This window comes from Spirosoma aerolatum (genome assembly GCF_002056795.1).
In the GTDB taxonomy this organism is placed as follows: Bacteria; Bacteroidota; Bacteroidia; order Cytophagales; family Spirosomataceae; genus Spirosoma; species Spirosoma aerolatum.
Genome location: NZ_CP020104.1, coordinates 1370849 through 1393029, shown reverse-complemented (window position 1 = coordinate 1393029; position 22181 = coordinate 1370849). Strand labels below are relative to the sequence as shown.

Genomic DNA, 22181 nt, shown 5'->3' with positions numbered 1-22181 from the left:
CATGGTTACAGAAAATCTACACCTCTACGAAGAGTTTATTCGCCGTAAAAGCCGTCGTCCTTTAGTGGATGCCTACAGTGCGTTTCAGCCGTTCAATGAAGCCACAAAAGCCTTTTATCCGTTCATTCATTTATTGAAGGAGCGAATAAAACCCGGCGATGTCATTCTGAATCTTTGGGACCGCTCGGGGTGGTTTACCTCCCTGTTGGCGGGCTTGTTTCCAGCACAGAAAATCCTGACTATCTGGGAAGGCGACCGCGACGTGTTGGGCTATAAAGGCTACGCCTTCTGGTTTTCAGGGCCAGAAGCTCCCGCTAACGTAGAGGTTCTCTTCCACAATTTACATACTCCTATTCCATTACCCAACGATAGCGTTGCCCTGGTTGTGGGTATGGATGTGTTGCATCGGCATGAGTTGTCAGGCTTTCTCGGTGAATTAACGCGTATCCTACAGGCTGATGGCGCTATGATTTTCCCGCATGTCCATTTAGCCAATGCGGAACCTATACCGTATTTTAAACGGGGTGGCCATTTACGGACGGGGCACACCTATGAAGAGCAGATTGCGCAAGTCAACCAGATTGGCAACCGTCAAACGTTCATTTTTTCGGAGCCCGACCTGTTTACGTTCAATCGGCTAGCTTCAGCCGGTACTTACCTACCCTTACAAAGTACGCCTGCTACAACAGACTATAATGCTCTGATAGCTATTTTGCCAAAAGCTTGGAGTGGTAGCTCCCTGACCCCTTTTCGATTTCACGAAGAACCAGATTGGGCTAACGGTCGGATTTTGGTGAATCCTATGGTTTGCCTGGATTATACATCGGGGCTTGTTCAATGTCGGCCCGAGCACCTCTCCGGTATTGTCGGTCACCTGCTGGAACGCCACCCGGTCTATCATGACTTGATTCGGGCATCAGATAGTTATGTCCTTTCTGAACGGGCCTTACAACTGTTGTATTGGGCATCCCGCCAATTGACCGTTGCGGCTATGGCGGATCGGCTGGGTGAGCCCGTTGATCAACTACGCCCATATGTTGAGGAATTGGCGCAACGCGATCTGATTCTGCTGGCCCCCGTTAGCGGATCAGGCGCGCGACTACAACATTACCTCAGTTTTCAGACGTATGAACTACCTTATCCCGAACAAACTCTCTCCAGACTCTGGCAACGGGCGGTCAGGTTACACGGTAATCGACCTGCTTTGGTTAATCTGGACGACGATAGTGCGTTTAGTTATACTGAAGCCGATCAACTAATCACCCAGATACAAAATCAACTCCAAAGTGATGGACTTAAACCCGGCGACCGTGTACTAGTTGTAGCACCGCTACATATCGAGAGTGTACTGCTAAGCTGGGCCTGCTGGAAATTGGGTTTGATCATCGTTCCGGTTGGTCAGGAAGTTACCGATAAGGCCTTAACTGCCATTATCGATTTGGTTAAGCCTTCGCTCGTGATCACCACGGCCGACACACCATTTTTTGAAGGCAGTGAGCAACCGGTTATTTGGCTGGACACCGATTCGGTTAACGAACCACTCTCAGCTGGCCAATGGTTTGCCGACTGGATCGCTCAGGAAAGCGCCGAAGCGGAACCTGTCACCTGCACTCCGGAGACGGTTGCAGCCATTCTGTTTACGTCAGGCTCAACGGGTCAGCCCAAGGGCGTTCCGCTGACACATGGGCAACTTTACCGGAGTGGTCGACTCATAACCGAGACCTTTCATTGGGATAAATCAGATCGATTTTTGGCCACGGGCAATCTCGATGCCATGAGCGGCCTTCGGCATGCCACCAGTGCTCCCGCCGAAATCGGAGCCGCTGTAGTTATCCCAACGGCTGCACAACGGCAATCGGGAGTCGGTTTAGCGGAAGCCATTGCAGCAGGGCAGGCCACCTTACTGGCTACCAATCCATCCTTGTTACGGCAATGGTTGCAGTATAACGAGCGAGTAGTAACGAATTTACGCGCTCTTCGGCTCGTGATGAGCACAGGAAGCCCCCTGTCAATAGATTTACGTCAGGCCTTTCACCAGACTTTTCATCTGCCTATCCTTAACTACTACGGCTTAACCGAAACGGCTGGTATCTGTCTGGCTGAACGACCGGGCCAGGCCCAACTAAATCAGGATACCATTGGCTGGCCAGTTGGCTGTCTGGTGCAAATCGTTGATGAGCAGCATCGGCCTGTCCCTGCTGGGCAGGTTGGAGAGCTACGCGTTTACAGCGAAAACAACATGGCTGGCCGCTACATCGGTGTTAATACAGAATCGCCAACTAGGGATGGATGGCTTTATACAGGCGATCTGGCCGTTGCCAATCCGACTGGTAGCCTCACCTTGTGCGGCCGACGGAGTGACCGCATCAAAAATGCCCACAGCGAAATCATATATCTGTCGGAGGTTGAAGCTCAATTACTCACCCATCCAGCGATTAGCGATGCGACGGTATGCTCGTATGTGCGGTACGATACCGAATCCATGGCGGCTTTTTTAACGATCAAACCGACCTGGTCAGCCGACGACAACCTGATTGCCGATGTATCGGACTTTCTGCGAGAACGGGTCGGATCTCGTAAATTACCAACGATTTTCAAAATTCTGGACACACTGCCCCGAACGGCTGGCGGAAAAGTTGCCAAACAAAATTTACTTACCTTACTCAACCTAGAATGACCATACCTCCCTCTTACACTGATGCAGTAACCTTGTTCACCCGATTAACCGCCCCTTCCTACTCAACAGTTTCATTTGTCGAAACAACCAGTCAACGGATAACCTATGGCCAATTGAGCGAACGTATCCGAAAAACAGCTACTTTATTTGGGCAATATGGACTGGTTGAGGGCGATCGAATCGTTGTGTCGATTGCCGATGAACAGGAAACCATCCTGACCTTTCTAGCACTCCTGGCCAACGGGTTAACTGCTATTTTGCTTGATCCAGATACCAAAATCAGTCGTACGGAATCGATACTCCAGATGGCACAGCCTAAAGGTGTGATTGCCGATGCCGCTTTTTTTGAACAGATCCCCGGAGCAAACGCCTATTCCATGGCCCTATCGGTGAAACCGGAACAGCCACAAAAAGGCCAGCTTTTTCGGAAACTATTGGGAAAGTCATCACCAGCTACCAATACGAACACCTACCCGGCGTTGCTCCAATCGCTTCCTGCCGGTACATTACCCACTCAGATTGATCCAGACACGGTAGCGTATATTCTGTTTACGTCGGGCACAACCTCCGATATGAAAGGTGTACAAATTACGCATCGCAGTTTGTTTAGTCATTTGCAAACGCTCAGCCAAGTGTATGGTCTGACGGGCGAATCACGGTTGTTAAACAATTTGCTGCTCTACCATGCCGACGGCATTATCCAGGGGCCGATTCTGGCGGCCTATACGGCATCGGTATGCGTTCGTCCATTCGCCTTCGAAATCAACCGGATTGGTGAGTTGCTCGATTCCATTTATAAGTACCGGATTACCCACTTTATAGCCGTTCCGACGATGCTGGCCCTGATCCAACGGTTTGCTGATGGCTATGAGGATAGTTTCCAGACCAGCGACTTCCAGTTTGTTATCTCAGTCTCCTCACATCTGGAAGAATCCCTTTGGCGGGCGTTCTCCGAGCGGTATGGTGTTCGGATCGTTAATGTGTATGGCCTGACCGAGACCGTAGCCGGAGGGTTATTCAGCGGTCCATCCGACGACAGTTATCAGATTGGCACAGTGGGCAAACCCGTCGATATGGACGCCCGTATTGTTGATGAGAACGGTCAGGAAGTGCCTGATGGCGAAGCTGGCGAGTTACTTCTTCGGGGTAGCAATGTCATGAAAGGCTACCAGAACAACGAAGCCGCCACAGCAGCCGTATTGCAACAAGGCTGGCTACATACAGGCGATATAGCCATTCGTACTACCGGCGGATTCTATCGAATTACGGGCCGATTAAAAAATATTATCGTGTCGGGGGGCGTCAACATTCATCCTGAAGAAGTGACCGAAATTCTTAATACCCATCCCGACGTAGTGGAAAGCGTGAGCTTTGGCATTTCAGATGATGTTTTTGGGGAACGCCTGATTAGCTGCGTAGTCCTTAAACCAGATAGTGCCCTCAGCGAATTGGGCTTAACTGCCTTTTGTCGGGAACACCTGGAAGAACGAAAGATTCCTAGCGCTATTTTTTTCTTCGATGATCTGCCGAAAGGTCTATCGGGCAAAGTTCAGCTCAACGTAATGCGCGATCGAGTTCGCCAGCTCGATAATCAGGCCGCTTCCACGACACTTGATTACACTAAACTGGTGATGGAAGCCGCTTCACAGGCTTTTAAAGTACCACTAGCATCGCTAAAGCCAACCGATACATCCCGAACCATTGCGGGTTGGGACTCAATGGCCCATCTCGATTTTGTAATCCGGCTCGAAAAAGCACTGGGTTTAGCGTTCGACACAGCTGAAATTATGGTAATGAACAGTCTACAAAATGCCGAATCCATTGCCCGTCAAAAAAACAGCTCCCGCTAATCGTCAATCGCCTGTGGTAGCGCCACCTTTGTGGGTTTGGAGCCTTACCGGAGCTGGCGTCCTGATCGGCTTTGGTTTGTTGTATCTTATGGCTGTTCGATCGGAGAACCAATTGAGTCAGCAGTTTGCGACGGACGCTGAAACATTACTACGCCGGGAATGGGCTATGCGTTCGGATTCCGTCACTCGTGTAGTTGTTCTGGGCACGTCACTGGTAGAGTATGGTGTGGCAGATACAGGATTTTTCGAGAATCGTTGTGGCAAACGAATACGGGTTATAAAACTGTACCGAGAATCAGTAACTATCAACGCCTTCACTGAAGAGGCCCCGATCTTTAAAATCCTGGAACGCTACCCACCTGACATGCTATGTCTTGAGGAAAACCTATTGGTATTCCGTTTGCCTTATTCCCTCAACCCTAGTCTATCAGAAGACTTAGTTGGGGCCGTTAGTCGGCATTTGGCACTACAGGTAAAAGCTGTTAAAATTCGGTTTGGCTGGCGAGCAACTGATCCTAAGCGAGGATTATTTCAAGGCTTCCCACACGAGCAACAGGTGCTTAATCAGATCGATACGACCGATCTGACGACTATACTTGCTGAAATCAAAAAAAGAGAAGTACGCACACGAACCGAACTACCTGCTCTATATAACTCTCTCCAGCGGCTTCACCGACGAGGCACCCACCTTGTTTTATTGCATCTGCCACGACCGGCGGTTTTAGAAGCAGCTATCTATAGCAAAAATAGGACCCCGCAACTACTCGACTTGATTAGCTATTATCATCAGCAATACCAATTGGATCACTGGCAATTTAATCGGTCCATGCCGTTTCACTATTTTGTCGATCAAGCCCATCTGAATCACATTGGCAATCCCATTTATTCGGCCTGGCTAGCCGATAAAATCTGCCAGACAGCCGCACTTCCTCGACGATGACTGAACTTACCTGGATTATGGCTTTTTGTGCAGTGGGCCTGGCCCCAATGGCCTGGCTACTGCCTAATCGGTGGCAGCTTCCGGCCGTATCAGTACTTACAGCCGGGTTCATGCTGGCGGTGTCTCCCCTATCGGCGCTTAGTTTGCTCTTTACTGCCAGTTTGAGCTATGGCTTATTTCGAATTAAAGGTCTGACGCCTGCCTGGCGTGTTGTCTTATCCACTGGTCAGTCGGTAATCGTCTGGATGGTATTCAAATCCGAATGGCCGATGCACCAGGGGTGGCAAACCTCGGTTGGGGTTCCACTGGGCTTGTCTTATTATACCTTTAGGCAGATCCATTATGCCATTGAACGTTACAAACAAACGCTACCCGTTCATACCTTCATTGATTATTTGACTTACCTATTTTTTCTACCTACACTTCTAATTGGGCCCATCAATCGGTTCCCCGATTTTTATCGGGACAGCCGTCGCCGACGTTGGGACTCGGCCTTATTTTCGACGGGCCTAGAGCGGATTCTATATGGGTACGCCAAAATTGTGCTCATCGGGAATATGTTGTTAACCGATAAGCTGGCCCATTTCATCCATAATCTACAACCCCATCATCCATCGGTGGCTACGTATCTTTCCATTATACGGTTCGCCACAAATGCCTATATTCAGTTTGCGGGTTTTTCGGATGTAGCGATCGGCCTCTCGCTCTTGATTGGGATTCGGGTGCCCGAAAATTTTCAGGCGCCATTTCTGGCTTCTAATCTGAATGAGTTCTGGAAGCGATATCATATTTCCTTATCAAGCTGGTGTCGGGACTATGTATTTACCCCTTTGCTTAGCCTGACCCGACAGCCTGTGCTGGCCACCTTGGGCGCTATGCTCGTACTGGGTTTATGGCACGAATGGTCTAGTCAGTATCTGGTATGGGGTGCCTTGCAGGGTCTGGGCGTTCTGGCCTGGCATCGTTTTAAACGCCCCTCAGGCGAAACCAGCCTACCAGTCTGGCGTTCGAACGTTGTTCATTGGCTAGGTGTTCTGCTGACATTCCATTATTTCTGCCTGACCTGTATAGTGATTCAGAAAAATAACTGGCAGGCTGTTGGACAAACATTAACCCAACTATTCGCCCTCTGATGCTATGTACCAGTTTTTACAAAAATATATGGGCCTAAAGGCAGCCGGAATTCTAACGGCCTTATGGTATCTGCTGCTGCTGTTTCTGATCTTCTACTATTATTTTCTGCCCTCAGGCCAGTTCCGCTATGCCAACTGGTAAGCATCAAAGAATACTATTCACAACGGTAGTTTATGGTTTTGGATAGCTTTTGAAGGCGAATACCCAACCTAGTAGAAAACCTATAAGGCACTCATGCTTAGTTGTAAGCTACGTCAGCCCTTCTTTTTCATCTGCTTCTTTAGCTTACTGATCGGGTTTAATTCCTCCGTAGCTGGCCAGCATGAAAAACCTCGCTTTCGGGTAGTAGCCATTGCCGAAAAAGACGGGGGTGTTCATGCTCCGTTTGTAGCCGAAGCCAAAAAGTGGCTCGCTCAGCTAGCCCAGGAAGGTAATTTTACAATTGATTACATCGAAAATACCCAACCTATTAACGACGCATTTCTAGCAAAGTACCAGCTTTTTCTTCAGTTGAATTATCCACCCTATATGTGGACCGATACGGCTAAAGAGTCTTTTCAGAAATACATTACCGAAGGCAAAGGAGGAGGTTGGGTTGGCCTTCATCACGCGTCTCTCCTGGGCGAATTCGACGGATACGCCATGTGGCCCTGGTTTTCCGAATTTATGGGCGGCATTCGCTACAAGAATTATATTCCGGGTTTTGCCAGAGCCACCGTCCATGTCGAAGCGAATAATCACCCCTGCATGAAGGGGTTACCCGCCACGTTTGAGATCGAGAAAGAAGAGTGGTATACCTACAACAAAAATCCAAGACCTAACGTAAAGGTGCTGGCCACTGTGGATGAATCTACCTATACACCCGATTCGACTATCAAAATGGGGGGTGATCATCCGGTTATCTGGTCGAACGAGCGCATGAAGGCCCGGAATATCTATATCTTTATGGGCCATCACCCCGACCTGTTCAAAAACGATGCATTCGTTAAACTTCTCCGCAACGCTATCTTCTGGGGAGCCAGCCAAGAGAAGCCCTAGCGTGAAGTTATGCCTGTGATAATCCCTTAAAACTTAATATCTTCTTCAGTTAGCAGGGCAGCCAGATTGAGTGTAACGTCATCCAGAACGGGTACGGTGGCATCCCAGTTTTGCGTCAGCCAGGGCGATGTACGGGTAGCTACGAAAATCTTTTGGGGATAGGTTATAATCCAGATCACCGTTTCGACACCAAAGTCCAGCAGTCGTTCAGTTTTCGCGTACACATAGCCCGATTCTTTTCCTTCAAACTCTTCGGGTTCGATACGAACGTCTATTTCAATAGCCACTTTTGGCGGTACGCTAAAGTATTTATCAGTCAATACCAACCCTATCGCTTTGTCGAAAATAGCAATGTCATTGGAGAGGTTATTGCCTTTGTCGAGGTGAATACCCGATTCGTTGGTCGCTAGCAAATACCGCTTACGGTCAATATGCATGAATAAGAATCCATGTATCAGTGAAACCAACATGGCCTGTAACGAGCTGCTTCCAATAATTTCGGCGGGTTTTTTCTTACCAGACAACACATCCCGGTAACCGCGTCGATAGAGCGGACGTCCATTGAGCGTTTCGTAGATCAGGTAAGCGGGCACACCTGACTTTCTTCGCTTTTGGGGAGTGGTATTAACGGCAATAGTCATAACTTCTATTGGTTAGTCTGGATAACAATACTACGCAATTTGTGCATTAAATCGCATACGTATCGAACGGTTTCCTGCTATAGTGAACCCTTGATGGGGTAGTACTCAGACCTATTTCAATAAACGAGAAGCTTATAATCTATACGGGTTCGCGTTTTTACTCAGGCATTCTCAGAACAATTTCACAATGCGCGAAAGCCCCGCCGAAATGAGTAGAATAACGGCCACTAAACCCAACCCATAATACAAACCAAACGATTCGGCCACGAAGCCAATAACGGGAGGCCCAGCCAGGAAACCAATGAAACTAAAGGTGGCAAAAGTAGCCAAACCAGCCGCTGGCGGAATACCCGGCACCCGCATCGAAGCACTGTAGAGTATCGGAGCGCCTAATGAACAGCCAACGCCCAGCAAGGCAAAACCAACTAAGGCCGTTGCCGGATAGGGAAAAGCAATAGCAATTACTAACCCAAGTGCTCCCAGAAAACCACCTACCTGAAGCCAGCGTTTGGCGCCAATACGGGGAATAATACCATCCCCCAGAAACCGAAAACTAGTCATGGTGAGCGAAAAAGCGCCGAATCCTAACGCAGCAATCTGACTACTGGCTCCCAGGGTTTCGTGCAGATAGACCGCGCTCCAGTCCAGAGCAACTCCTTCGCCCATGGCTACTGCCAGACCGATAAAAATCATCAGCAGCAAATCCAGATTAGGCATCACAAACGAAGCTCCGGTTTTCTCACCCGATTCGTTCCGGCTACTCGACGGAATGGTGTGTAGTATCGGTTGAAACAAAAACGTAGCAACTAAAATAATTCCCGCCATGATGGCCATGTGCATTGAAGGCGATACATGAAGGGCAATTACGGTACCGGCTATGCCAGACCCCAGCAAACCGCCCAGACTCCACATGCCATGACACGACGACATGATTGAAATGCCCTGCGAACGCTCCACATTCGTAGCCGATGTATTCATGGCCACATTGAGCAAGGCACTGGTTAAGCCCAGAAAAAATAAGCCCAGCGCCATAATACCCATGTTAGGTGCGTTGATGGGTATACAAACGGCCAGTGTTAATCCTATTGCCGACCAGAAGCAAGCCTTAGCTTCACCCAGCCGGGCTATGATGAGCCCCGTTAACGGATTCATCATAATGAGCCCAATAGGCATGGCAAAAAGCGTCAGCCCGAGTTCGGCATCAGAAAGGTGTAGCCTTTCTTTAACGTGTGGAATATGGGCTACCCAGCTACCAAACAGTAGACTATCCGATGCAAACACCAATCCCACAATCAGCGCCTGCCGATTCAGGAAGAAGGTTTGCAGGTTTTGAACGAAAAGATTACGTTGAAGTCGATTAACAGTAACAGGTGTATTCATAACACAAAAATAGCCGGTTCGAACCGGCTATTTTAACGATCCATTATCCGTAATTAATGCTGTATTACCATTTTATTGCCAACACCTAGTCGATCATTGTCAACGACGTATTATTTTTAAGGTGACCAGTCATGGCTTTGCGTAATTTTTCGACCTTCGGTAGTGAAACAGCCCGGATGTACGGCTGGTCGGGATGCAGGGCAAAATAGTTCTGGTGATAGGTTTCAGCAGGATAGAATACCGTAAACGGCACGACCTCGGTTACTACCGGATTTGGGTAATGTTTTGATTCGTTGGTCCGTTTAATAGCCGCCAGAATTTCGGCTTTTTCCTCGGGTGTCCGGTAGAAAGCAATTGACCGATAATCCCGTCCCACATCGGGACCCTGTCGATTGAGCGTTGTAGGATCATGACCCGCAAAAAAGGCATCGAGCAATTGAGCATAACTGATAACTTTAGGGTCATAATATACCTGTACCGTCTCGGCATGGCCCGTCTGGTCAGAACAAACCTGCTCGTAGGTTGGATTTTTGACGGAGCCACCGGCATAACCCGAGATGACTTCCCGAACGCCTTTAAGCTGGTTCATACCTTCTTCCATAGCCCAGAAGCAGCCACCGGCAAAATTTGCGACAGCTTCACCTGGTTTCAGAGCAGGAAGTTTAGCAGGAGTATAATCTTTCGACTGACTCAATGCGCAGCCTGCCAGCAACAAGCATAACGCATAGACAACTATTGATTTCATAGGATTTTCTGATAGTAGTATATTGATGTATAAACGTTTAAAATCAGTCTCCGGTTTCATTAGTAGTAGGCACAGAGGTAAGGGCAGAGGGAGATTTCTGCTTTTCCCCTCAGGCCTTACCCCAACCCCCAGCGCCCATGAAACTTCAGTTTGAAAAAATTGAACCCGAAGTGGGTAGCTCATTCCGGGTTATCCACAGTACTGAGCCGGAAACCTGCCGCGTCTACTGGCATTACCATCCTGAGTACGAGATTGTCTATATTCCATTCGGGAATGGCCAGCGTCGGATTGGGACGAATGTATCTTGCTATGAGTCGGGCGAGCTGGTATTCATTGGCCCTGATTTACCACACCTAAACTTCAGCTACGGCAAAGAAGGGCTGTATGAAGAAATTGTGGTGCAGTTACGCGAGGATTTTATGGGCGAAGCGTTTCTACAAAAGCCCGAACTCGCTACAGTTAAACGACTGTTCGAACGCGCCCATCTGGGGCTTACATTTGGCCCAGAAACCAAACAGCAGCTTGGTCCCTGGCTAAAAGACCTCCCTCACCTACCACCCTTTGATCGTTTTTTGCTGCTCCTGCGGATTCTGCAATACCTAGCCGACACAACGGATGTAGAGTCTCTACATGCCAATGGTGTTCGTTTCGATCTAAATCCAAAAGAGCAGGAACGCATCAACCGAATCTGTCAATACGTAGAACAGCACTACGCCCAGCCGATTGATATTCATACGGTGGCCGACCTCGCTAACCTGACCATCCCTGCGTTTAGCCGCTATTTCAAGCGAATGACTCATCTGACCTTTACCGATTTTGTAAACGAATACCGGGTAAACCAGGCACGGCGGCTGTTGCACTCCGCCCGCACTATTGCCGATGTTGGCTTTGCCGTAGGCTTCAACAACCTCTCCCACTTCAACAAGACGTTTCGCGCTGTAACTGGCCAGACACCAAATGCCTACCGGAAAGCATTTGCAGGATAAACAAAACTCCCCGGCTAGTCTTAGCCGGGGAGTTTGTACTCTGCTAACTCATTTTAAAACCTATGCAAATTCGGTTTGCCTATCTGGTAGTTAGCACACTGAAAGGCAACAATGTGTTATTAAACTCCTGGGTAACCTGGGTTTTGTGGACGCAGATTCGGGTTATTTAGCATTTCCTGTTTAGGTAACGGAAGCAGCAAATGCTTTTCCTGTAAGGGCTGATTCGAGCTTAGGTTAATGTGCCCAACGAAGCTATCGAAACCATTCGTCTTCTCATTATACACTTTCCGTAGCCGAACCATATCGAACCAGGTGATTTGTTCGTAAGCCAGTTCATGCCACCGTTCGCGCCAAACAGCTTCCCGGAAGGTAGCCTGTGTGTATGTACCCAAGGCAGGCGTGGTCAGTTGCGCCCGATCGCGAATCCGTTTGAAGGCATCGTAAGCAGCTTGCGTAGGTCCACCTACTTCATTTTGCGCTTCAGCATACAGCAACAGCGTTTCTGCGTAGCGAATCTGCGGTACGTTCAGGTTATTTTGCCGAGTTCCGGCTACACCAGCGGTACCGTTGGCGGTACGGTTGAAGTGCTTAAACACGTAAGGAGCACCCAGGCTAAACGGAGCCCCGTTGCCGTTGGTATAGTAGGTCGTGTAGAAATAACCATCCTGATCTTTAGCCCGCAGATCCCCTTTTTCGTAGGAGTTGTAGAAAGACGCCGTTGGTACTGAGCTACCCGTTCCGCCAGGACCGTTGTAGGTTACCGGCTTAAAGTTCGGATAGAAGTTATCCATTGGGTTACCGGCCACCACCGTATTGTATTGAATCATGAACAAGTGCTCAAGCTGATTCTTCTTCGATTCAGTGTGCACGTCGTTGTAGTTCGTAAACAGGTTGATCGTGGTAGGGTTAGCGTTGGCGTACGTAATCACCTCAAAAGCTTTGTCGGCAGCCAGTTTATAGTAAGCTGCCCCTTTATTAAGTGGGAAGCCCGCCATGGTCAGATATACCTTCGACAATTGCGTTTTGATAGCGGCCTGATTGACCCGGCCGTTCGTTACATCCATCCATGGTAACCCAGCCGCTTCAGCAGCAATCAGATCTTCAACGATCAGTTTATACACATCCTCTACCTTTGACCGCGTTGGCAGGAAGTCGGCAGAAGCGGCTGTCTGGGGCTTGGTAATCAGTGGAATATCGCCCCAAAGCTGAACGGTCGTAAAGTAGGCAGAAGCCCGCAGGAACCGAGCCTCACCAAGAATTCTGGCTTTCTGGGCGGCATCCATAGGTGTGATACCAGGCACCTTATCGAGAACCTGATTCGCCTGCGCAATCACCTTATACAGACCGTTCCAATAGTTAACGACGTGCCCTGTATTGCCATCGTGTACCAATCCATAGAGGTTGTTCAGGTCAGAGTTTTGGGCCGTTTCGGTAGTCGATGTACCGGTAAGGGCTTCCAGTAACTGCCAGTTGCTGGAGAAGATACCAGCACCACCACCCATAAACCGGAGGTTGTCGTATACGGATGCAATGGCCGCTTCGGCATGGTCAGGAATCGTGTAAAAACTATCGGGGGTGAGGTTCGAAGGGGCCTGTTCTTTCAGGAAATCCGTGCAACCGACGGGCCCCATCAATACAATACCGCCTAACAGAACTTTACTTATATTTTTTACGAGTGTATGTCTCATAACTTACTGAGGTATCAATGAATTTGAAAAGTTTTAGATCATTGGCTTCACGCCATTTACGTGTTTGACTATAATTGACGTGAAGCAATGACTACAAATGACCATCTCAATTACAAACCAATCTGTAGACCTAACAGGTATGTGGTTGGTTTTGGATAGTTATGCCAAATTTGACCTTGCGAGAAGGCACTGCTGCCAGTCCCCTGGTTTGTAGGCGTTACTTCTGGATCTCCAACAATTGGGTCTTCTAGCAACAGGAAGAAGTTTTGCGCCGAAGCATACAGACGGAGTCGATTCACTTTAATCTTGTTGGTAATCGCTGATGGGAAGGTATAGCCAACCAGCAGGTTTTTACCACGCAGGAATGAACCGTTCTTAATCCAGTGGCTATCAACGTTGGTTACATAGCCTGCCCGTGTATCCCGGATTTCAGCAATCATGGTGTTCTGATTCTGTGGAGTCCAGGCGTTCAGTACCGATTTGTAGCTGTTGGCCAATGCTTGCCGGTCTTCGCTGGGGTGCAGGTTCATGAGCATGACATCGTTACCATACATGAACTGCAACTCAAGCGTAGCATCGAAATTACCAAGACGGAAGTTGTTGGTCAGAGCGCCCCAGCCTTTTGGACTACCGTTACCAATAATGCTACGGTCAGCATCGGTAATGGCTTTGTCTCCGTTCACATCCAGGTACTTGATGTCACCTGGCAACATGGTCAACCCGTTCCGATAGCTGGTAAACTGAGCCGCCTGATCCCGTTCTGCTTCGCTCCACACACCCACGCGGGTTAATCCCCAGAATGCACCAACTGGCTCACCAATCCGAATGATGTTGGTCTGGTTGGTGAAGTTAGGGCCACCTACCCCGAAAATATCCGATGGAGTAGCCAGCGACAGTACCTTGTTGCGGTTCAACGAAATGTTGAACGTGGTATTCCAGGTGAAATTACCCTTATTGACGTTCACTGTATTGACGCTGAATTCAAAACCTTTATTCTCCATCGAGCCTACGTTACGCCGGATGGTTGCATAACCACTCGTCTGAGGCACAGGCGCATCAAGCAGCATGTCGGTTGTCAGACGGTAGTAGTAATCCATCTCAACATTTACCCGTCCTTTGAACAGCCCAATTTCTACACCCACATCCGTCTGAGCCGTTTTTTCCCATTTCAGATCCGGGTTAGCCAATCGGTTGATACCTGTTCCACCCACCTTTGTATTGCCGTAGACAGCCGCATAGTTCGAGTTTAATGTCGAAAGCGATTGATACGGCGGGATTTCCGAGTTACCGGTCAAACCATAGCTGGTACGCACTTTCAGGTTGGAGACAATTGAATTGCCTTTCAGGAAGTCTTCCTCCGACACACGCCAGGCTAAAGCTGCCGATGGGAAGAAAGCGAACTTGTTATTTTCCCCGAATTTAGACGAACCATCGGCTCGACCCGTAGCTGTAAACAGGTACTTGTTTTTATAGCCGTAGTTGACCCGACCGAAGTACGAGTTAAAGGCAAACCGCGATGCTCCTGATGAAACGGAAGGGTTCGTAGCACCAGCCCCTAGGTTGTTGAAGCCAAAGTAGTCGGTAGCAAATCCGCTCACGCTGGCACCAATCCCAAACGTGTTGGTCTCCTGCCACGAAATACCCAACAAGCCCGTAAACGAATGATCCTGACCAAACTGCTTGTTATACGTTAGGTAGTTTTCCAACGACCAGAACGAGGTACGGTTGTTGTTGGCGGATGCGTTACCGTTACCACCAATGTTCAGCGTACGGGTCTGCGACTGGTTGATTTCCTGCGTTTGGATATTAGTACCCAACACCGTACGCATTTCCAGGCCTTTCCCAAAAGTGATATTCGTAAACAGGCTACCTAAGACGGTTTGCGTATTCTGAATATACTTTCTGTCGAGCAGGCGGTGTACCGAACTCATCGTTCCTTCTGCGTAGGGGTAATCGCGGTTTTCAGCCAGAACGCCTGTATCCGGATAGCGAACGGGCAGGAATGGGAAGTCTTCCACAATTTGACGAGCTACCGCATCATTAATATCGACCAGGTTTTCGGACTGGTTGTTATAATTCAGCGTACCGCCGATTTTAAGCCAACTTTTTACCTGATCGTCAATAGAGAAACGGCCAGAATAACGCTTCATGTACGACGTTTTGATAAGACCCTGATCGTCACGATAGTTGAGCGAGAGCGAGTATTGGGTCCGCTCGTTACCACCACTGAAACCTAACTGGTGGTTTTGCGAAAGTACACTCTGCGACGACTCCTTGAACCAGTCGGTATCGTACAATGGATTCAGGTTGGCATCAAATACACCAGGGTGCGCTGCACTGAAGTCTCTACGGCGCTGAACCGGGTTCAGATACGTCCATTTTCCAGCAGCCCAACCAACGGGATCATACTTCGCCATATTGGCATAAGCCAGATCTTCTACGGCTAAGTATTCTTTAGCGTTCAGCACCTGAGGTTTGTTAGGACCAATGGTGTTTACGCTAAACTGAGAATCATACGTAACCCGGCTTTCTCCGGCTTTTCCTTTTTTGGTGCTGATCAGGATAACGCCGTTTGCACCACGAGCTCCGTAAATAGCTGTTGACGACGCATCTTTCAGTACTTCAACATTGACGATATCGTTCGGGTTGATATAGTCAATTGGGTTACTGAACTGGTCGCCGGTACCTTGTGGAAGCATTACGCCGTCAACTACGTACAGTGGGTTGTTGGAGGAGTTGATCGAACTAAAGCCACGAATTCGAACGGTCGTCCGTCCACCCGGACGGCCCGAGTTGGTGTTTACCTGTACACCCGGCAAACGACCTGACAATTGCTGGTTGAGCGAAGGCGCAGGGCGTTCTGCCAACTCGGCTTCTTTAACACCCGATACAGCACCGGTCAAGTCCGATTTACGGGTTGTACCATAACCGATGACTACAATCTCATCCAGTGTTTTATTATCAGCCTTCAGACTAACGTTGACCGCTGCCTGACTACCGACATTTACTTCCTGAGAAACATAGCCAACAAACGAGAATACAAGCGTAGCGCTTCCATCCGGCACTTCAATCCGATAGCGTCCATCGGCATCAGTCACAGTACCACGCTGCGTACCTTTCAGCAGGACAGTTACGCCAGGCAGCGCTTCACTTTTTTCATCAGTAACCCGCCCATTAATGGTACGATCCGCCAGATTGGCTAATCGATCACCGGGCAGGCTTAGATGAGGATTTTCCTTAGCATAACTTATGCTTAGGCAACAGGTAACCAATAAAAGCTGCGTGACAGATAATCGGACAAGCCTGCCAAACAACCGTTGGGGAGGTAGGTGGTTCACCATAGGTAGTTGAGTTAAACGTGAAAAGCTTAGGTTTAAATAAATAGAATGAATACATTCCTAAGAATCTCATGGTAAAACTACCTTGAAGCAGAGAACTACTCGCCCAGATTATAAAAAAATTAAAAAACCCTTTAAAATCAATTAAAACAGGGGCTACAGTAACATACAGACAAGCAAGTTTTGCAGCAAAGCCAGGTTAAACGCAATAAATAGGCTGATACGGTCATCAACCTATGCAAAATTTGCAAACTCTTTATAAGTACTTTTCTTGGCAGACCTGTGGCCAACTAGAGTTGAATTAAGTCAATATTACAAATTAATCAACTTAATTTACAAAGAGTAACAATAAGTTAAAATACTTAACAAATACTATTTATTTGAAGTAAATCAGTCTATACCTAAATGGTGTTGATTCAAGCGCTCTTTATAGATTGAGGTATGCATTATACAGGTATGGTCCATTATAATCGATAGGTATTTTGGAGGACTAATCACTTTATTTCTACAGGCCTTCACTAAAAACAAACCTTTAATCTATATATAAAGTAGCATTTCCGTATATTTATCAATTATATCATATTCCGTTCTGTTTTACCGTAACATACTTAGCTAATGCAACGCTCCCAACTCAAAGAGTTCTACGGCTATGGACTTATTGTTCTGGTCTTACTGGCTGTACAGATTTACTCAGTCTATATTGCTACAACAACCGATTTAGTATTGACCTGGAAACATTATGCTGGGTTTAGTGCCACAATACTAGCAGGTGTTCTCTGGGCTATTCGTAAGCCCGATTATTTATTCTATGTGCTGGGTTTAACGCTCATTCTGGGTTATGAAAATCTGATTGGCTTCACGCCTACCCTTACGTTTACCTCAACTCGCTACTATTTCAACAGCATAGCCTTACCCGTTTCGTATCAGGACTTTTCGATGTATATGCTCATTATCTGGGCGTATATCGCCCATAACCGACTACGAACAATGGCAATGAGTTTAGTTAAGCGAAGTGTTTAAAGACGTAATGGGAGCGAGGAATGAGTAATAGGAGAAAAGATGCGTCTGCAACTCCTATTACTCACTCCTCGCTCCCATTACTTTTCTAATTACGCGTTCAACGACCAGCCTTCACGGTATTCACGCTTCACAAACTGGTTGGCTTCATCGAAATTGGTGATCTTCATGTTTTTACCATCCCAGGTCAATCGTTTACGACCAGGATAATTAAAGCCTCTTCCATCGGCTTTGGGCGTGCGAACAGTATAGCTACGTATCGCTAAGTTACCCATTAGCACTGATTCGGTTAGAGGACCTGCAAAGTCAAATGACGATGTAAGCGCTTTATGCTCTTTGCTATTGAAACCCGCCTTACAGGCTTCGGTCCATAATACCTGGTGCCCATTTTCGGGTAAGGGTTTGGAGCCATCGGCAGGTTTTGGCTTGGGATCACCTACTATTTTCTTGCCATCTTTAGTATAAAGCTTTGGATCTTCGCCATACATACCGCAGACCAACAAGCCTTTATCACCGTGGATAAGAACACCATTTTCACCATTCTCAGGCATTGGTTCTCCTTCTGGCAGCATATCCGGGCGGAAAGGGCGAATTCCACCATCTTCCCAGATCATTTTTACCACCGATTTATTTTTAGCCGTTGCCGGGAATTTCAGCTCCACGTGCGACGATGGTGGGCAACCTTCAGGAATGTATTCGGGCGTCCAGTCTTTAATAAATACCTGCCCAATGCTGGTTTCAACTTCTGTTGGATAGCCTAGACCAAGTACGCGGAATGGTGTATCCATGATATGACAACCAATGTCACCCAGAGCACCAGCCCCGAAGTTCCACCAACCACGCCATTTGAACGGGTGATAAGCGGGTGTATAGCCCACTTTTTGAGCTGGCCCCAGCCACAGATCCCAATCCAGATCAACGGGTACCTGATCCACCGCTGCTGGCACAGGAATACCTTGTGGCCAAACGGGGCGATTGGTCCATAGGTTCACAGTATGCACTGTACCCAGGAGTCCTTTATCAAACCACTCGACCATTTGCTTCTGCTGCGGATTCGATGAACCCTGGTTCCCCATTTGAGTCACAACTTTGTATTTACGAGCGGCTTCGGTGAGCATCCGGGCTTCGTAAATATTGTGTGTCAGTGGCTTCTGCACATACACGTGTTTGCCCCGCATCATGGCTGCCATTGCGACAACAGCGTGGGTATGGTCGGCCGTTGATACGGTTACGGCATCAATAGTTTTTCCTTCTTTATCCAACATCTCCCGGAAGTCCTTATACCGTTTTGCATTCGGATGCTTGGTAAAGTTCTCCTTCACGCGGGGCAGTCCCCAGTCTACATCGCACAGTGCCACGATGTTGTTGGCTCCGTTGTTATAGGCATTATTGGTATCGCTAAACCCTTTACCACCAAAGCCGACACCGGCAATGTTGAGTTTATCGCTGGGGGCAATAAAGCCTTTGCCACCCAGAACATGGCGCGGAACAATAAAAAATCCCGCCGTAGCCAAAGCGCCAGCCTGTAAAAACTGTCGTCGGGTTGTTGCGCCCGCGCTATTCTGGCTGGGCGTTGAGTTGTCTGATAGATTCATAAAACAGATATAAACAGATTCAGTAACTATTGAGTACTGGTTATCAGGCTAAAACGATTGGCTCAACGTAACGCCCCGATAACCAAAACCACATTCATAAACTAGGTTTACTAATGTCATATTCTATACGTAAAGAAGTAGCTTAAGCTTTTTTACCCCTATGCCAACCAGATTCTTATTAGGGCTCATCTTCATGCATGATCAAATGGATTACGCCTACCAACAGAAGCATATTATATATACTACTTAACGGTGCATATAGCCTATTTGAAGACTTATAACTAATGCACAATTCCAAACCGCTACGTTTAACACTATTTAAGAAAGGATTTACCCATCAACCAATTAGCTTTGGTTCCTTTAAATTTATGAGTCGATGGTTACAAAAAAATGGGTTAAGAGAGCCTGGATAGGGCTCATCATCCTTCTGCTTTACGTAGGGGTTTATCTATTCCTCTACGTCGGAAAAGATGAGCAGATTAATCGGTATCGATCAACGTCATTGCCAGATACATTTCGCTACACATATTCTCACTCCTTAGAAGAACTAACCATTCAAACTCCGCAAGCAGGTTCGTTAAATGCTCTACTGTTTAAGGCTCCTCATGCTAAAGGGGTGGTCTGCTTCTGGAAAGGCAACGGAGGTACTTTAGCCAACTGGGGAGCCATAGCACCAACCTTTCTTCAATTCAATTATGATGTATTGATTACCGACTATCGACAGCATGGTAAAAGTAAAGGAGCCATCAGTTTAAAAAATTTCTACAGTGATGCCCAAACGGTTTATGATTCCTTATCCCATCGTTACCCACCAGACAAGATTGTGATTTGCGGCTATTCCTTAGGAGGCCGGGTGGCTGCGCACTTGGCGGCTTCAAACCGACCTAAGTTCACCATACTCATAGACCCTGCTTCGGCTGGTGGGGATTTTAGTGATCGGTTTACAGATCTGGTTTATTGTCCATTGCCATCGGTGAATGGATTTACTTTTCATACTGAAGAGGATGTCCAAAAAGCCCCGCGTCCAGTGGTAATTATCAGTACGGATAATGTCCACAGCACCGCGTACAAGCTCAAATCGTACTTACATACCAAAGACCAGTTTGTTGCCTTAGCCGGGGCTACTCATGAAACAATTCTAATGCATCCTCAGAGCCAGCAGCTCCTGAAACGTCTTTTTATAAACCTTGATTAGGCATCCTTAACAACTTTTGTTATTCCCACTTATGTTAAGAATTTTAGACAATCTCTTAAGTAGTAAATTACCTTTGGCTGGATGGTTTTCGTAATGAAATAACTGTTTCTTTACTCTACCGAAAGACTTTAGAAGCACGTTTAAAATAAACCAACTGGCTTTCCACCCATCGTCGCACCTTACTTAAAAGTACAAAGCAGTATATTGACAAACCAATCCCATAGCCTCCCCTTTCGAAAAAAATGTGCTTTGATAACGATGCCACTTGGTGGGAATATGAGCTACTTCCTGATGATAATAGCGCCCCTAGCTGACAGAAGCCGAACGCCAGAGCCACTAACCCGATTAACTCCTTCAACTTTTCAAGCCCCTGTAACAGCAGGACGAAAATCACCTGAAGAAATTATAGGTTTGAGTCCATTACAGTGAGTATTAGTGTCCTACTTTATGTGTATTATGCTTCGTCAGTTGGATGAGCAAAAATACTGTTCCGCATCTAAAAAAGCGGGAATCCAATTGGATCAACGGAACAACCTTTCGTACGACGTAGCCATTTATAGACGAACCGTTCAACACCCGATACGTAAGTGTACCCGCCAAAGTAGCCATTGGGATCGATGTAAAAGCCGACATTCCGAAAAAAGTGACCGACGTTGACTACATCAACCGCAAACCTAAGAAACTGCTGAATTTTGGCTCCGAAGCAGGCATCTGGGTATTTTCCAGCCCTCAGCAGGTCATGATTGCCGGACGGGCGGCCGATTCCTGGCTAACGATGGATTGGCATCGTGACCTGGAACTACTGGATAGACAACTGCTCAATATCGGGCAGTATTTGTCCGACGAAGGCATTACCATGGCCAAGCCATAGCTAGAACCTTAGTTTACGCAGGGCCTGATAAGCACCAGCCGTTACGAGTCCTCCTACCAGATACCAACCAATAGTCATAGCTGCTGTAGCCGGAGTGCGCTGCGTTGGAGTGGTTCCCAGTCCCAGGGGGCCGGGTAGCCCAACCGCCCCAACCCCCGCAGCCAGTCCTAAGGCAGCTCCGGTCAATACGGCATCTTTCGGTTTCGACAAGCCAATCAGGCTATAATAGAGCGTATTCGACAAGAGGTCTCCACCCAACGCCCAGTCGTGCAGCTCTTCGTCGGCGGGGGGCTCTTCGTCAACCGTATCCATCACTTTTTTGATCGCACGCATCCCCAGAATGTCGGCACGGGGTGCAGCCGGAATCAATCGCCGGGCCGACTCATGAAGGACCGTAAGGGCAACGGCTCCCAGCAGGCCGCTACCCAATGGCGATAGAATGGTTTTGTTTAGCTTTTTCATACCTGCTTAACCACGAACGTACGTAAATGTTAAGCATCGTTATAGACTGTATCGTATCTTCCCCCCAATAAACCATACACCGTTCCTAAACAATGGCTTTTCTGTTCCGCAACGACCAGCCCGAACTCGCCATCGACATCCTGCGCGAAGTGGGGCAGTGGCTGGTCGATAGCGATCAAACCCTTTGGGAAATCGATACGCTCACTGCCGACAATCTGCTGGACATGTATACAATGGGTAACCTCTATGTGATGTATGCTCAGCTTGGCGGTACTCGTTCAGAACCAGCCGCCGTATTTATTCTACAGTGGGAAGACCCGCTTTATTGGCCCGACGTTCCTTCGAATACATCCGGTTTTATCCACAAACTTGCTATTCGCCGAGCGTTTGCAGGGCAAGACCTGTTTGCGGCCATCCTTGATTTTTGCCGAACCGAATGCTTACGACGAGGGATAAAAACCCTGCAGCTTGAAACGGATGCAACCCGCCCCAAGCTGATGCAGTTTTACGAACGACATGGGTTTACCCCGACCTATCAGCGTCCGATGCATGAGTTTGGGCAGTCATTCCTTTGCCAGTTTTATGTGATGACCTTCTGAGTACAGCCTCATTCCTTCGGCTAAG

Annotated in this window: 18 protein-coding genes; 11 read left to right on the top strand and 7 right to left on the bottom strand. The window is 47.9% G+C overall.

All coding sequences use genetic code 11. The annotated features are described in order from the left end of the window. Position 1 precedes the first annotated feature (1 nt). The 6 genes from B5M13_RS05620 (at position 2) to B5M13_RS05600 (ending at position 7639) form a co-directional block, all read left to right on the top strand. Positions 2 to 2677 (top strand): class I adenylate-forming enzyme family protein, encoded by a 2676-nt coding sequence (locus B5M13_RS05620; RefSeq protein ID WP_080054749.1) that lies wholly within the window; start codon positions 2 to 4, stop codon positions 2675 to 2677. After that, entirely contained in the window at positions 2674 to 4527 is a 1854-nt protein-coding gene (locus B5M13_RS05615; RefSeq protein ID WP_080054748.1) for a class I adenylate-forming enzyme family protein, read from the top strand. The genes B5M13_RS05620 and B5M13_RS05615 overlap by 4 nt, the downstream gene beginning before the upstream one ends. Next, positions 4487 to 5467: a hypothetical protein gene (locus B5M13_RS05610; protein WP_080054747.1), complete on the top strand. Its 981-nt coding sequence runs from the start codon at positions 4487 to 4489 to the stop codon at positions 5465 to 5467. The genes B5M13_RS05615 and B5M13_RS05610 overlap by 41 nt, the downstream gene beginning before the upstream one ends. Further along, on the top strand, positions 5464 to 6600 hold the full coding sequence (locus B5M13_RS05605) for an MBOAT family O-acyltransferase (protein WP_080054746.1): 1137 nt from the start codon (positions 5464 to 5466) through the stop codon (positions 6598 to 6600). Before B5M13_RS05610 ends, B5M13_RS05605 begins: the two co-directional genes overlap by 4 nt. A 4-nt stretch (positions 6601 to 6604) precedes the next feature. Then, the gene (locus B5M13_RS33295; RefSeq protein ID WP_155297190.1) at positions 6605 to 6742 is read left to right on the top strand and encodes a hypothetical protein; all 138 of its coding nucleotides are present in this window, start codon (positions 6605 to 6607) and stop codon (positions 6740 to 6742) included. Positions 6743 to 6835: 93 nt separating this feature from the next. Continuing rightward, positions 6836 to 7639 (top strand): ThuA domain-containing protein, encoded by an 804-nt coding sequence (locus tag B5M13_RS05600; RefSeq protein ID WP_080054745.1) that lies wholly within the window; start codon positions 6836 to 6838, stop codon positions 7637 to 7639. A 26-nt stretch (positions 7640 to 7665) separates the two neighbouring features. Here the strand turns inward: B5M13_RS05600 and B5M13_RS05595 are convergent, their stop codons facing one another. From B5M13_RS05595 to msrA, 3 genes are all read right to left on the bottom strand, one after another. Beyond that, positions 7666 to 8280, bottom strand: a complete 615-nt coding sequence (locus B5M13_RS05595; RefSeq protein ID WP_170061089.1) for a Uma2 family endonuclease — start codon at positions 8278 to 8280, stop codon at positions 7666 to 7668. 171 nt (positions 8281 to 8451) lie between these two features. Continuing rightward, positions 8452 to 9660, bottom strand: coding sequence for an MFS transporter (locus B5M13_RS05590; protein WP_080054744.1), 1209 nt, complete (start codon positions 9658 to 9660; stop codon positions 8452 to 8454). An 85-nt stretch (positions 9661 to 9745) separates the two neighbouring features. After that, positions 9746 to 10405: a peptide-methionine (S)-S-oxide reductase MsrA gene (msrA, locus tag B5M13_RS05585; protein WP_080054743.1), complete on the bottom strand. Its 660-nt coding sequence runs from the start codon at positions 10403 to 10405 to the stop codon at positions 9746 to 9748. Positions 10406 to 10542: 137 nt separating this feature from the next. On the opposite strand from msrA, the gene B5M13_RS05580 reads away from it, so the two are divergent. Then, positions 10543 to 11391 (top strand): AraC family transcriptional regulator, encoded by an 849-nt coding sequence (locus B5M13_RS05580; RefSeq protein WP_080054742.1) that lies wholly within the window; start codon positions 10543 to 10545, stop codon positions 11389 to 11391. A 119-nt stretch (positions 11392 to 11510) separates the two neighbouring features. On the opposite strand, the gene B5M13_RS05575 is transcribed toward B5M13_RS05580, so the two are convergent. Continuing rightward, complete coding sequence (locus B5M13_RS05575; RefSeq protein WP_080054741.1) at positions 11511 to 13079, bottom strand: RagB/SusD family nutrient uptake outer membrane protein; 1569 nt, start codon at positions 13077 to 13079, stop codon at positions 11511 to 11513. A 110-nt stretch (positions 13080 to 13189) separates the two neighbouring features. After that, positions 13190 to 16420, bottom strand: a complete 3231-nt coding sequence (locus tag B5M13_RS05570) for a SusC/RagA family TonB-linked outer membrane protein (protein ID WP_080054740.1) — start codon at positions 16418 to 16420, stop codon at positions 13190 to 13192. 612 nt (positions 16421 to 17032) lie between these two features. On the opposite strand from B5M13_RS05570, the gene B5M13_RS05565 reads away from it, so the two are divergent. Further along, positions 17033 to 17437 (top strand): hypothetical protein, encoded by a 405-nt coding sequence (locus tag B5M13_RS05565; protein ID WP_080054739.1) that lies wholly within the window; start codon positions 17033 to 17035, stop codon positions 17435 to 17437. A gap of 89 nt (positions 17438 to 17526) precedes the next feature. Here B5M13_RS05565 and B5M13_RS05560 read toward each other — a convergent pair whose 3' ends face one another. Then, on the bottom strand, positions 17527 to 19029 hold the full coding sequence (locus tag B5M13_RS05560; RefSeq protein WP_080054738.1) for a Gfo/Idh/MocA family protein: 1503 nt from the start codon (positions 19027 to 19029) through the stop codon (positions 17527 to 17529). A 376-nt stretch (positions 19030 to 19405) separates the two neighbouring features. Here B5M13_RS05560 and B5M13_RS05555 point away from each other — a divergent pair, with 376 nt between their 5' ends. Then, positions 19406 to 20224 (top strand): alpha/beta hydrolase, encoded by an 819-nt coding sequence (locus B5M13_RS05555; RefSeq protein WP_080054737.1) that lies wholly within the window; start codon positions 19406 to 19408, stop codon positions 20222 to 20224. Between the two features lie 643 nt (positions 20225 to 20867). Beyond that, positions 20868 to 21095 (top strand): hypothetical protein, encoded by a 228-nt coding sequence (locus tag B5M13_RS05550; protein WP_080054736.1) that lies wholly within the window; start codon positions 20868 to 20870, stop codon positions 21093 to 21095. Here the strand turns inward: B5M13_RS05550 and B5M13_RS05545 are convergent, their stop codons facing one another. Continuing rightward, positions 21096 to 21557, bottom strand: coding sequence for a hypothetical protein (locus B5M13_RS05545; protein ID WP_080054735.1), 462 nt, complete (start codon positions 21555 to 21557; stop codon positions 21096 to 21098). Positions 21558 to 21649: 92 nt separating this feature from the next. On the opposite strand from B5M13_RS05545, the gene B5M13_RS05540 reads away from it, so the two are divergent. Further along, positions 21650 to 22156: a GNAT family N-acetyltransferase gene (locus B5M13_RS05540; RefSeq protein WP_080054734.1), complete on the top strand. Its 507-nt coding sequence runs from the start codon at positions 21650 to 21652 to the stop codon at positions 22154 to 22156. The last annotated feature ends 25 nt before the right edge of the window (positions 22157 to 22181 follow it).

Bases quoted from the DNA above. Each gene is read 5' to 3' on its own strand.
- B5M13_RS05620 (WP_080054749.1), top strand. From the start codon at position 2: ATGGTTACAGAAAATCTACACCTCTACGAAGAGTTTATTCGCCGTAAA.
- B5M13_RS05615 (WP_080054748.1), top strand. From the start codon at position 2,674: ATGACCATACCTCCCTCTTACACTGATGCAGTAACCTTGTTCACCCGA.
- B5M13_RS05610 (WP_080054747.1), top strand. From the start codon at position 4,487: ATGCCGAATCCATTGCCCGTCAAAAAAACAGCTCCCGCTAATCGTCAA.
- B5M13_RS05605 (WP_080054746.1), top strand. From the start codon at position 5,464: ATGACTGAACTTACCTGGATTATGGCTTTTTGTGCAGTGGGCCTGGCC.
- B5M13_RS33295 (WP_155297190.1), top strand. From the start codon at position 6,605: ATGTACCAGTTTTTACAAAAATATATGGGCCTAAAGGCAGCCGGAATT.
- B5M13_RS05600 (WP_080054745.1), top strand. From the start codon at position 6,836: ATGCTTAGTTGTAAGCTACGTCAGCCCTTCTTTTTCATCTGCTTCTTT.
- B5M13_RS05595 (WP_170061089.1), bottom strand. From the start codon at position 8,280: ATGACTATTGCCGTTAATACCACTCCCCAAAAGCGAAGAAAGTCAGGT.
- B5M13_RS05590 (WP_080054744.1), bottom strand. From the start codon at position 9,660: ATGAATACACCTGTTACTGTTAATCGACTTCAACGTAATCTTTTCGTT.
- msrA (WP_080054743.1), bottom strand. From the start codon at position 10,405: ATGAAATCAATAGTTGTCTATGCGTTATGCTTGTTGCTGGCAGGCTGC.
- B5M13_RS05580 (WP_080054742.1), top strand. From the start codon at position 10,543: ATGAAACTTCAGTTTGAAAAAATTGAACCCGAAGTGGGTAGCTCATTC.
- B5M13_RS05575 (WP_080054741.1), bottom strand. From the start codon at position 13,079: ATGAGACATACACTCGTAAAAAATATAAGTAAAGTTCTGTTAGGCGGT.
- B5M13_RS05570 (WP_080054740.1), bottom strand. From the start codon at position 16,420: ATGGTGAACCACCTACCTCCCCAACGGTTGTTTGGCAGGCTTGTCCGA.
- B5M13_RS05565 (WP_080054739.1), top strand. From the start codon at position 17,033: ATGCAACGCTCCCAACTCAAAGAGTTCTACGGCTATGGACTTATTGTT.
- B5M13_RS05560 (WP_080054738.1), bottom strand. From the start codon at position 19,029: ATGAATCTATCAGACAACTCAACGCCCAGCCAGAATAGCGCGGGCGCA.
- B5M13_RS05555 (WP_080054737.1), top strand. From the start codon at position 19,406: ATGGTTACAAAAAAATGGGTTAAGAGAGCCTGGATAGGGCTCATCATC.
- B5M13_RS05545 (WP_080054735.1), bottom strand. From the start codon at position 21,557: ATGAAAAAGCTAAACAAAACCATTCTATCGCCATTGGGTAGCGGCCTG.
- B5M13_RS05540 (WP_080054734.1), top strand. From the start codon at position 21,650: ATGGCTTTTCTGTTCCGCAACGACCAGCCCGAACTCGCCATCGACATC.